Here is an 11,117-nt window from a genome sequence, read left to right as displayed (position 1 = left end):
TGTGACGATACGATCGCCGAGCCGACCGCGCAGGAGTATTTGGTCCCTTGGTGTTCTCAGCCAGCTGCTTGACGACAGGGTTGGTTTGACGACGGCGCTGGGCACCGACGGAAGTCAGTTCGTTCCGTGCCGGGCGATCCACTCGACGAGAGGTGTTGTCGCCCGCCAGTCGGCACGAATTTTGCCGACGAGCGCGCGGCCGTGGATGACCTCGTCGAAACCGTAGTCCTTGCCGACCGTGAGTGATTTGTGTCGAAGCAGATCGATCCGGGGATGGTCGGAATCCCATCCGCGCGGTGCCGTCTTGAGCCGATTGCCGCCGATTTCCCAGCCGGATGTGTTGAGCTTCTTGAGAATGCGCTCGAGTTGCGGTCCGTGGCGATCGTGGTCGATGGCTTTGCGCAGCGCGGCCAACCGTTCGGCCAGTGCTTCGTAATACCCCGCCCCGACGCGCACTCCGGGTGCGCCGATCTGGACGTAATACCCGGTGGCCGGGCCCACTGCGACAAACGCACCCTGGTGCGTCTTGTAGGGCGTCTTGTCCTTGGCGAACCGGACATCTCGGTAGGGCCGAAAGATCTTGGCCGGACCGAATTCCCCGGCCAGTTCATCGGTGAGAGCCGCCATCGGCGCGGCGACTGCGTTCGTGTAGATCTCCTTGTGCGCTTCCCAGAAGACCTTACTGTTGTCGATCTCGAGATCGTCGTAGAAGTCGAGCGCCGCCTCGGGAAATCCCGCAAAGGTCATGGCACCACGCTACGTCCGGTACCCAAAGGCACGTCAAGCGGCTGACGATCTCAGGTTTGACGCGCGGCCGTGGCAGCCGTGGCAGGTTCGGCGAACGCTGGGGCGTGCATGTGCACCCACGAAGAAATGTCGTGCGCCGGGCGCCCGGTCAGCTCTGAAACCCCATCGGAGACCGCGTCGAACCCGCCGTCGCGAATGACGCCGAACGCGCCGCTGAGCTGAGCAGCGAGCCAGGGTGGCAGGCCGGCGCCCGCAAATCGGGGCGCGGCTTCCTCTGGTGTGAGGTCGTCGAAGACGACGGACCGTCCGGTGGCGATACCGAGGGCATCGGCGACCTCGGCGAAGGTCACCGATTCCGGTCCGGTGAGCGAGTAGCCGGCGCGCAAGTCACGGTTCGACATCAACGCGCCCGCAGCAGACGCGGCAACGTCGCGGACGTCGATCATTGCCGCCCGTGCGCCTGCGGTCGGTGCAGCGAGGTGTCCGGTCGCCGCCACGCCCGGGGCAACCATCAGCAGGTTGTCCAGAAAGAACGCCGGACGCAGGAGGACGTGCGGCACCCCGCTGTCGGCGAGTTCGAGTTCGATCCGCCCGTGCCAGTCGAAGGCGGGCAATGGCGACCCGATGCGAGCGTGCATCGCCGAGAGTTTGACGATCCGCTCGACGCCTGTGCGTTGCGCCGCGGCTATGACGGCGCTCTCGTGTGCGACCTTGTCCGGTCCGTCGGCGGAGGTGAGGAAGACCCGATCGGTTCCGCTCATCGCGGCGTCGACACTGCTGACGTCGTCGAAGTCGCCGAACGCCACCTCGACACAGTCGTCGTCAAGCCATGGGTTGACCGGCCGGGCGGTATCCCGGATCAAGACGCGCGGTCGGACCCCGGCCGCGACGAGGTCGGCGACCACGCGGGAACCGACGTTGCCGGTGGCTCCGGTGACGAGAATTGTGGACATGTGCTCACTCCTTGATTGATGTGTGCCCGGTGGATTCGGGCAGTGCTGGGACGTGGTGGGAGGGCCGGAAGATGTCGTCGGGGTCCCACCGTGACTTGATGTCTCGAAGCTTGCGGAAGTGCCTGTCGGTGAAGGCCGTTGCGGTGAGCTCTGGCCGGGTCAGCAGCGTCAAGAAGGAACCGCCGGTGGCGCGCGCACGGCATATCTGATCGAGACGATCGACCGCAGAGTCGACGCCTTGCCGGTCCGGTGTCAAGTACGGCGCCACCGCGAGGATCGAGAACGGGGTGTCCCGGTGCCCGGCAGGCCCGGCGTCCGACGCCGGCTCGGACATCGCGCCACCCCAATGTCGCAGCTCGATGAACGCATACGGTGAGTCCGGTGCCCGGCCTTCGTCGTCGATGACGCGCGCAATCACGTCGTCGTCGAGGCTGTCGAACAGGTGGATCAGCTGACGGTGTGGCATGGGTGGGGCGTCCGGTCCGTTGGTGGCGGTGCTCGCATTGGCGAACCCGCGCTCGGCGAATCCGTCGTGCAGCGCCGGCCCGGCCGCTTGCAGGACCGCGTGGAGCTGACGACGACCCTCCCGTTCGTCGCACAGTGCGAAGGCCCGCAGCGCGACCACCTGGCGTCCCCGCACCGCGTCGGGAATCGTCGGCGCAGGTGGCAGGCGCATCAGGAGCACCGCGGTGTTCATCCCGTCAGGCTCGTCGAGCGACCAGTCACGATAGGCGCGGAAGATGTCGGCAGCACGCTCAGCAGGGAAGAACGACATCCCGGAGAAGACACGCTGAGCGGGGAACAGCCGGAACGTGAGTGAACTGACGATGCCGAAGTTGCCGCCGCCACCCCGGATCGCCCAATGGAGATCGTCGTGCCGGTACCGGTCGACGGTGACCATATCTCCTGTGGCGGTGACGATCTCGGCTTCCATAACGGAGTCGGCCGCGTATCCGTAGATGCGTGACAGCCAGCCCGACCCGCCGCCGAGGGTGTAGCCGGTGACTCCGACCGTTCCACAACGACCGGAGAGCGATCCGAGTCCATGTGCGGCAGAAGCGCGGTTGACGTCGTTCCAGGTTGCCCCTGGCCCGACGGTCGCGAGCATGCGTTCGGTGTCGACGTGCACGTCGTTCATCGACGACAGGTTGACGAGTAGTCCAGAAGTGCTCGATGTCAGCGTGCCGTGCCCGGTGGCCTGGACGTGCAGCGGGACATCGAGCTCACGCGCCGTTCGCACCACCGCCTGAATGTCTGTGCGGCCGTACGGCATTGCCACAACGTCGGGCGACGCCGTGACGGTGCGATTCCATCCCAGACGCGCGGAATCGTAGTCCGTGTCGGTGGGCGTGATGACGGGACAATCGACGCGTGCGCTCAATCGGGAAACCAGCCTCGTCGAGCGATTGGTTGTGTAGTACGTGCTCATGTCCAATAGGAGATCAGCGCATTCGCCCGAAATGGATGTGGTCTGGATGCGGTGACCGGGTGACACTGGTGATGTGACCGTGATCGGCGTGCTGGGTGGCCTTCGCATCGTCGATGCCGAGGTGACTGCGAGTGCGGCAGGAGAGTGCCGGTTGGTGCTCGAACGCAAGGCGCGTGAGGTGCTGACATTGTTGGCACTTCACCGGCCCGCCACGCTCTCACTTGCCGAGATTGCCAATGTGCTCTGGGATGATCCACCGCCGTCGGTGGCGAAATCCGTACGCGCCCACATCTCGCGCATCCGACGAGCATTGGGCGATGCCGGCCTGCCCGACGGGATCGTGACCGTCGGGAATGCCTATCGCCTGGACGTCGCCACCGACCTCAGCGAGGTTCGCGACCTCCGGGAGCGGGCCCGACACCTGGTGCCCACCGAATCTGACTCGGCTGCAACGATTCTCGCGGATGCACGAGCGCGCTGGCGAGGTGATCCGGAGTTGCCCGCGACTCGTGGCGGACAGGCACTGCTGGTCGGTTGGCAACGTGAGCGTACACAACTGGTGCGCGAGCATCTGGCGTCCCTGGCTCGCGGCGATCACCCCGACCGTGCGCTCGGAGAGTTGGCAGCGATCACGGCTGCCGATCCGGTCGATGAGTCGTCGTGGGTGGACTACGTTGTCGCCCTGAGCCGTTCGAACCGGCAAGCCGAGGCGCTGGCGGCGGTGTCCCGTGCACGCGCTGCGCTGCTCGACGTCGGACTCGACCCAGGACCCGCATTGGTCGCTGCGCACGCGCGGGTTCTGGGTGGGCTGGAGCCGCCCGCCGAGTCGAGCGTCGAACGCGGGGGAGGGCCGCCGACAGTTACTCGGTACACCGCCGACGGCGCCACGGCCTACGTCGCGCTGTCGGACGCGGGGCCCGACGTCCTGCTGCTCAATCCCGCCATGATCACGATCGACGGGATTCTCGACGAGCCGCATGTGCGCGCCGCGCACCGCGACCTCGCTTCGGTGGCCCGACTCGTCTGTCTCGACCGACGTGGGGTGGGTTTGTCCGAACCACTCGACCGACGCTCGCCCCTCGACGTCTGGGTGCACGACGTGGAAAGTGTCGCAGAGTCGGCCGGCCTGCAGAGGCCAATCCTGGTCGCCAACTTCGACACCGGTCTGATCGCGCTGGAGTATGCGGCGCGGCACCCGGCCGACATCGCTGGGTGCGTCTTGGTCAACTGCTACGCGCGCTATCAGCGAGGTCCGGACTACCCACATGGCCTCGATCCGATGACGGCGCGAGATCTCATCGACGAGACGGTTGACCCGGCGCGAACTCAGCCGGTGGACACAGCCTCGCTGGTGGCACCGAGTTTGGCGGCCGACCCTGGATTTCGCGCATGGTGGGAAAGGATCGGTCGTCGTGGGGCGGGGCCGGGAACCGCGCGGGCGATTCGACTGGCCGCGACGACCACGGACCTTCGAAACAGGCTGTCCGACATAGAGTCCCGTGTCCTGGTGATTCATCGTCGAGCCTGCACCAACGTCGATCCGGGTCATAGCCGCCACCTGGCCGACCACCTGCCGAACGCGACTCTTCAACTCGTCGACGGCGTCGACGCGGTGTGGTTCGCCGCCGCGGACACGGTGACCGGCCACATCAAGCGGTTTGTTCTCGACCAGACACGTTGAGCCGCACCACGCTGAGTCGGTTCATCAACCGACTCGGCGGCGTCCACACTGTCGCAATGCCACCGAACAGCCGACAATCGGTTTCATGCCCCCGAATGTGGCGCAAGCTGTTCCGCAGCCGGTCCCGACCGTCACCACCATCGACGACGTGGTGGCGGCACTCGACGGCATCCTCGAATGGGCCGGTGCCGAGGCCAGCCGTCTGGGCTATTTCGCCGCGCTGTACAAGCGGATCACGCTCGCCGTGGGCAAGGCCATCGACGACGGCGCATTCGACGACGGTCCGCGATTGGAACGACTCGACGTCGCCTTCGCCGCCAGGTATTTCGACGCGTTCAACGGATACTTCCATCCGAGCGAGTGCCCCAAGCCGACGCGGTCGTGGCGCACCACGTTCGACCACGCGAGTGATGTCAAACCAATCGTGGTGCAGCACATGCTCTCTGGTATCACCAGCCACATCGTCCTCGATCTCGGGATCGCCGCGCTCGACGTGACGGGCCGGCGCGGCCTACGCGCGGTCAAGCATGATTTCGACGTCATCAACGCGGTGTTGGCGAGTCAGATCAACGGGGTCGTCGCCGACATCAACGACATCTCGCCGGCACTGGCCGACATCTACGCGGTGCTCCGGGACAATCAGATCTTCGTGATCAACCAGGCGATCAAGGCGTTGCGGGACAGTGCCTGGCGATTCGCGACGGTCCTGGCCCTCGAACCGTCGTTCGCGCGACGCCCGACGATCCTTGCCCGCGATATTCAAGTGTCGCGGCAGTGCGCGTCGGTGTTCGACCCGCCGGGCATCGTCGGTGTGCTCGACGCGGCAATCAAGGCCATCGCCGACCGAGAGAGCCGCGATGTTGCCGCGAACATTCGAATCCTCGACGATGTGGCGTCCTCTCCGTCGGACATCATGACCGAACTCTGATCGGAGCGGATTCGCGTGACGAATGAGACGCGAATCTGGTCAAACCAACGAAACCTCAGATGGATCTCGCCATATTGGAGAGAGGAGTCCGGTTCCGCGCGACTCCGACATGACGAGAGGATGTCCGATGGCAATCGAAGATGATGACATCGAAACAGGTGGTACGGGCGTCGGCGAACCCGGTGAAGGTGTGGCCGACGGTGGTTCCGACCCAGGGGGTCACGACGGTGGCGCCGATGGCAGCGCCGCACCGGGTGAGGGCGTGGCCGACGGTGGTTCCAACCCCGGGGGACACGACGGTGGCGCCGACGGCAGCGCCGATCCCGGCGAAGGTCCGGCCGATGGCGGGTCGAACCCCGATGGTCACGATGGCGGTGCCGACGGAACTGCCTGAACCGCAACGTAATCACTCGAGAACGATGCTGAGTCGCTGCATCAGCACCGATGCGAACGTGTTCGCGCGCGAGGTCTGGGGTCGACGTCCGCTGCTCACTCGTTCTGCGGCGCTGCCCCGTGATTTCGGCGATCTGCTGTCGTCGGAGAACGTCGACGAACTGATCGCCGAACGCGGGGTGCGCACGCCGTTCATCCGGATGGCCAAGGACGGCGATCTCATCTCGCGCGACTGTTACGCCGGGCCGGCCGGATTCGGTGCCGAGATGCCCGACCAGGTCGATTCGGCCAAGGTGCTGGCCGAATTCGCGGCAGGCGCCACGATCGTGCTGCAAGGCCTGCACCGACTGTGGCCCCCGATCATCGATTTCGTGCGTGGACTCATCGACGACCTCGGCCACCCGGCGCAGGCGAACGCGTACATCACGCCACCGGCAAATCGAGGTTTCGATCCGCATTACGACGTGCACGACGTCTTCGTCCTGCAGGCCGACGGCCGCAAACGGTGGACGGTGCACGCGCCGGTGCACACCGATCCGCTTGTCTCACAACCGTGGACCGATCATCGCGAAGCGATCGAGGATCGCGTCCGCGACGAGCCGATCCTCGACACGGTCCTCGAACCCGGGGATGCCCTCTATCTGCCGCGCGGTTGGGTGCACTCCGCGAAAGCGCTGGGACACACGTCGATTCACCTCACAATCGGTGTCGCGGCGATCACCGTCTTCGATGTCGTCCGAGCGGTCACGGACAAGCTCGCAGCCAACTCCGAACTACGGAGCTCGCTTCCGATGGGCGTCGATCTCACCGACCCCGATGAGACCACGGCGATCGCCACCAAGGCGGTGGCCGGGTTGATCGACGTTCTTCGGGAGCGCGAGACCTTCTTCGATGAGGCGGTGGGCGCAAAGGTCACCGCGCGCTTCTCCGAACGAACTCGCCCCGCGGCCGTGCGACCCATCGCGACACTGCGTGAGGTCTCCGCCCTCGGAGACGACACTGCCGTGCGATGGCGGCGCGGGCTCATCGCGTCCGTGCGGGTACACGGCGAACGAGTCGAGTTGCGGCTACCTGACCGCGTGGTGACCTTCCCCGGGCTGTGTGCCCCAGCTCTGCGAGCACTGCAGACTGGTCATGTGTACACCGCGCCAGAACTACCCGGCCTCGACACCCACGACGCCCTCGTCGTACTACGTCGACTCCTGCGTGAAGCGGTGGTCGTGGTGTCCCGGCCCGCGGAATCGGCCTCGTCTGACTCGTTTGCATCCGGCGATTCCGAGCGCAGCTGATGGCTGAGCGCCGCCCGTGCAGTGACCAGTCCATCGATCGTGCTGACCCGATGTACGGGACGGCCTCGGCGGGAGTTTCCTGGGTGCTGCTCGAGCTGTCGGGTCCGTGGGGGCACTCCGCGTTCCTGACGTCACCCACCACCATCGACCCCGACCTGGGCTGGTCGATTGTCCGCCGCGTCGAGACCGCCAAGATGCGTATCGTCGCCATCCGCCGACCCGGTCGACGTGACGCCACCCCGCGCTGGCGATGGTTCATCGCGCACGCCGAACCGGGTGCGGAGGCGGTGTTCGGTGGCGAGGTCGCCGGGCCCGAGGGCTACCTGGATCTGGCCCTGGACGGGTCGGACGGCGAACCATCTGCCGATCCGGTGATCGCCGTATGCGCTCACGGGAAACACGACCGGTGCTGCGCGGTGCGCGGACGGGCTGCGACGGCGGCGATCGCCGCCGCATACCCGGAATGGACGTGGGAGTGTTCGCACCTGGGCGGTGACCGATTCGCCGCGACGATGATCGTGCTGCCGCACGGCCTGTGCTACGGCCGCGTCGACACAGCGGCGGACGCCGCGGATCTGATCCGACGCTATACCCAAGGGCGGCTGAACAATTCCCTGCTTCGTGGCCGAACCTCGCTGCCCCACGCGGTACAGGCGGCACAGTATTTCGTGCGGCAAGAGACCGGTGACGATCTGATCGATTCCCTTGCGCCGCTCGCGGTCACGCACGCCGATCATCAGATTCAGGTGCGGCTCGCCGGGAAACTCGGCCCGATCGACGTGGTGCTCGGTGAGCAGTTCTCCGAGCCCCTGTTGTCGACGTGCACGGCCGGGATCGCCGGCCGGGTGCGCCAATTCGTTCTGGTCGACATCGACCTCACGGTCAGATGACTTTGGGTCAAAGCGCGGGTTTCCGCCCGCGGTCTTGGTGTCTGGCGGGGTGGCGACGTAGGTAGTGTGCCGTACATGACGATGTCCAACCTGCCGTTTCTGCTGCTGTCGATCCGCGCCGAGACCGAAGCGGCCGACGATGAGTACCGGTCGGTCATACGCCTCGGTGGCCTCGCGCCGGCAGACATCGCGGCCGTCAACCTCACACAACGTTCGCTTGGGTCGATCGATCTGGACGACTGGTCGGCCATCATTCTCGGCGGCGGTCCGTACAACGTGAGCGACCCGCAGGACACCAAGACCGACACCCAGCGTCGTGTCGAGGGGGAGTTGCTGGAGTTGGTCGGCCGGGTCGTCGAGGCCGATTTCCCGTTCTTGGGTTGCTGCTACGGAGTCGGTGCGGTCGGTTCGGCGATCGGGGCAACGATCGATCGCGCGTACAGCGAACCGGTCGGGGCGGTGACGGTCAGCCTGACCGACGAAGGTCGGCGTGATCCGCTGTTCGCCGATGTACCAGACACTTTCGACGCCTACGGGGGTCACAAGGAAGCTGCCGCGACATTGCCGGACGTCGCGGTCCACCTCGCGACCTCGCCCACGTGCCCCGTGCAAGCCTTTCGGGTGGGGCACAACGTCTACGCAACCCAGTTTCATCCGGAACTCGACGCCGACAGCCTGTCGACCCGGATCGACGTCTACCGCGAGTTCGGATACTTCGCACCGGAGGAGGCCGACTCGCTGAAAGCCGCGGCCCGCGAACGCGATGCCCGCCACCCAGCCGCGATCCTGCAGCGGTTCGTCGAACGTTACCGCCGCCCGTCGAGCTGAATCCCGTCCCGGCGGTTCACTGCCGGAATCCGGCAACCATCGATTCGACCGCGGCCTTGCCGGCCTCGTCGACGGTGAGACTCATGATCGACGACATCGCGAGCAGGACCGTGAACTCCCGCGGTTTGCGGGGTTTGCCGAACAGCGAGGTGTTCTCCGAGATCTTCAGTTCCCGAAAGGTCGAGACCGGATTACGGGCGGCCTCGTCCTTGCCGTGATGCCGGAACTTGGCGACCGTGAGGCCATCGCAGAGAATCGATTCGCCGTTGGCGCCGTGTACTTCGGATACGGGTGTCTCAGACATGGACCACCTCCTTTTCGACGTGATCATAGTTTCACAGTGGGAGGAGCGCGGTCTCGCCGCAGAAACCGCACTTGTCGCCAGAAACCGCAGGTGTGGTCGGAAACCGCTGGTGTGCACCGGGTTTCTGACCAGACACGCAGTTTCTGCACTCACGCCACGCCGATGTCGCGCCTCGGGACGCCATCTCGCCCGCGCGCAGACACCTCACATCGAGGGCGCTGCCACCTGCCTCGTCGAGCCCGCGCATTGTCGACCGACGCGTCCCGTCGAACGCTTCACACGCTCGCGGCACCCACGAAAAGTAGGGGAAGAACTTCTTCCCCTACCCTTGGTGTCCTCCTCCAGAAATTTCTCGCGGACGACTGTGAAACCCGGGGAAGAAACTCTTCCCCTAGATTTTGCGGGCACGGCACCGACGCATTTGACCAGGTCAGCGCGGTGGTCACCAGACTCTTCGGATCAGCGACCCACCCGCCGACGTCGTCGGCGATCGTGGAGACAGGAAGAACGTGGCCGCCCATGCGGCCCGGAGCCTCCGCGCGGCCGGCACCCGCGACAACCGGAGCCGAGTTGGAGAACGCGAGTGCTGCAGCACTCGCGTTCTCCAACTCGGCTCGAGTTCTCGCAGGACGACGCGGGACATGGCCAGACCGAAGCCGAGGCCGCCCTGGGCGGTGGTGTGCCATGGGTGGCCTCGGACCACACCCTGTGCCGAATCGGGTCAACCGTGTGCTGCAGCACACAGATTCTCCAACAGGACACAGAGTGTCAGGAGCGACTCCTCGGCCTGCTGCATTTGCCCAGTTCAGAGCGGTGGTCACCGACCTCGTCGATCAGCCGACAGGCGCTAATCGCAGCAGTCGCAACAATCGCAGCAGTCGCAGTCGTCGCACGCGGCGTCTTTCCACTTGTCGCTGCAGTGGTTCCAATGGTCGACGACGCAGGCCTTGCCGAAGCACGAGACACCGATGAACGGCAGGATGCGTTCGTGGAGCTTGCGGTTCGGTTTGAATGGCGGCGGGTAGGGCCAGTCATCGGGATAGTTGGGTGGTCGCATCGGTGGCCATTGGGTGTCGGCGGCGGTCGGGATGCGATGGTGATGGGTTGCGCGACACTCGGATCGGGGTTCGCGCCTGCCGATCGCGCGCTGAAGTCCGCCGAGCAGCAGGACCCTGAGCAACCGGTCGTCGTGGACGGTCAGTTTCGCATAGCGGGTTCGAATCGCGTCGGCGAGCGTGCGACATTCCGCGAGCGCGGTCTCGCGTGACGTGTCCGTGGCCCGGAGAGGATTGAAGCTGCCTGACTCGTGATCGGATTCGTAGTCGTCGATGGCATCGAGGAGATGCGCGATGCGGCCGAAGTCGAATCCGATTGCCGCGAGATGGTCGGCGTTGGCGGGCGTTCCCGACAACTCGGCGGAGGATGCGAACACCTGCGCGCAGGCCTGACCGGATGCCTGGGTGATCTGGTCGAGTTCTGAACTATCACACTCGATTTCGGCCTGGTGAGACAGCGTCTCGAGGATATCGTCGACGCCGAGCTGCATCGCGGTCGACTCGTCTGCGCCGGCACGCGAGCGGAGGCGCCGGCCCGCCTGGCGCAGCGCTGCCGACCGCACCCGAGACCGAGGTGCCAGCGCGTGGTCCTGTTCGGCGGTGACATCGAAAGCCTTTGC

Annotated in this window: 11 protein-coding genes; 6 read left to right on the top strand and 5 right to left on the bottom strand. The window is 65.7% G+C overall.

The annotated features are described in order from the left end of the window. Positions 1 to 114: 114 nt before the first annotated feature. Genes ABZW74_RS10370 through ABZW74_RS10360 form a run of 3 tightly spaced genes read right to left on the bottom strand, consistent with a single transcriptional unit; the run spans position 115 to position 3,129 of the window. The gene (locus ABZW74_RS10370; protein ID WP_355276064.1) at positions 115 to 747 is read right to left on the bottom strand and encodes a DUF2461 domain-containing protein; all 633 of its coding nucleotides are present in this window, start codon (positions 745 to 747) and stop codon (positions 115 to 117) included. Between the two features lie 50 nt (positions 748 to 797). Next, positions 798 to 1,700, bottom strand: coding sequence for an NmrA family NAD(P)-binding protein (locus ABZW74_RS10365; RefSeq protein ID WP_355276062.1), 903 nt, complete (start codon positions 1,698 to 1,700; stop codon positions 798 to 800). A gap of 4 nt (positions 1,701 to 1,704) precedes the next feature. Then, on the bottom strand, positions 1,705 to 3,129 hold the full coding sequence (locus ABZW74_RS10360) for an FAD-binding oxidoreductase (RefSeq protein ID WP_355276060.1): 1,425 nt from the start codon (positions 3,127 to 3,129) through the stop codon (positions 1,705 to 1,707). Between the two features lie 73 nt (positions 3,130 to 3,202). On the opposite strand from ABZW74_RS10360, the gene ABZW74_RS10355 reads away from it, so the two are divergent. The 6 genes from ABZW74_RS10355 to ABZW74_RS10330 all read left to right on the top strand — a co-directional run bounded on the left by ABZW74_RS10355 (position 3,203) and on the right by ABZW74_RS10330 (position 9,138). Then, entirely contained in the window at positions 3,203 to 4,810 is a 1,608-nt protein-coding gene (locus ABZW74_RS10355) for an alpha/beta fold hydrolase (protein WP_355276058.1), read from the top strand. 85 nt (positions 4,811 to 4,895) lie between these two features. Further along, positions 4,896 to 5,738: a DUF5995 family protein gene (locus tag ABZW74_RS10350; RefSeq protein ID WP_240855769.1), complete on the top strand. Its 843-nt coding sequence runs from the start codon at positions 4,896 to 4,898 to the stop codon at positions 5,736 to 5,738. A gap of 127 nt (positions 5,739 to 5,865) precedes the next feature. Further along, the gene (locus ABZW74_RS10345; RefSeq protein ID WP_240855766.1) at positions 5,866 to 6,132 is read left to right on the top strand and encodes a BatC protein; all 267 of its coding nucleotides are present in this window, start codon (positions 5,866 to 5,868) and stop codon (positions 6,130 to 6,132) included. Positions 6,133 to 6,157: 25 nt separating this feature from the next. Further along, positions 6,158 to 7,420 carry a cupin domain-containing protein gene (locus ABZW74_RS10340; RefSeq protein ID WP_355276056.1) on the top strand — a complete coding sequence of 421 codons (1,263 nt, stop codon included), beginning with the start codon at positions 6,158 to 6,160 and terminating at the stop codon, positions 7,418 to 7,420. Further along, the gene (locus ABZW74_RS10335; protein ID WP_355276054.1) at positions 7,420 to 8,310 is read left to right on the top strand and encodes a sucrase ferredoxin; all 891 of its coding nucleotides are present in this window, start codon (positions 7,420 to 7,422) and stop codon (positions 8,308 to 8,310) included. Before ABZW74_RS10340 ends, ABZW74_RS10335 begins: the two co-directional genes overlap by 1 nt. Positions 8,311 to 8,391: 81 nt before the next feature. After that, the gene (locus tag ABZW74_RS10330) at positions 8,392 to 9,138 is read left to right on the top strand and encodes a glutamine amidotransferase (protein WP_240856030.1); all 747 of its coding nucleotides are present in this window, start codon (positions 8,392 to 8,394) and stop codon (positions 9,136 to 9,138) included. 16 nt (positions 9,139 to 9,154) lie between these two features. On the opposite strand, the gene ABZW74_RS10325 is transcribed toward ABZW74_RS10330, so the two are convergent. Beyond that, positions 9,155 to 9,442: a hypothetical protein gene (locus tag ABZW74_RS10325; RefSeq protein ID WP_240855761.1), complete on the bottom strand. Its 288-nt coding sequence runs from the start codon at positions 9,440 to 9,442 to the stop codon at positions 9,155 to 9,157. 847 nt (positions 9,443 to 10,289) lie between these two features. Next, positions 10,290 to 11,117, bottom strand: an 828-nt coding sequence (locus tag ABZW74_RS10320) for a DUF5685 family protein (RefSeq protein ID WP_355276052.1), incomplete at its 5' end; no start/stop codon positions are given.

This window comes from Gordonia sp. NPDC003585 (assembly GCF_040610755.1).
Classification (GTDB): Bacteria; Actinomycetota; Actinomycetes; order Mycobacteriales; family Mycobacteriaceae; genus Gordonia.
Note: the sequence above shows the minus strand (reverse complement) of the source record. Positions and strands in the feature narration are given on the sequence as shown.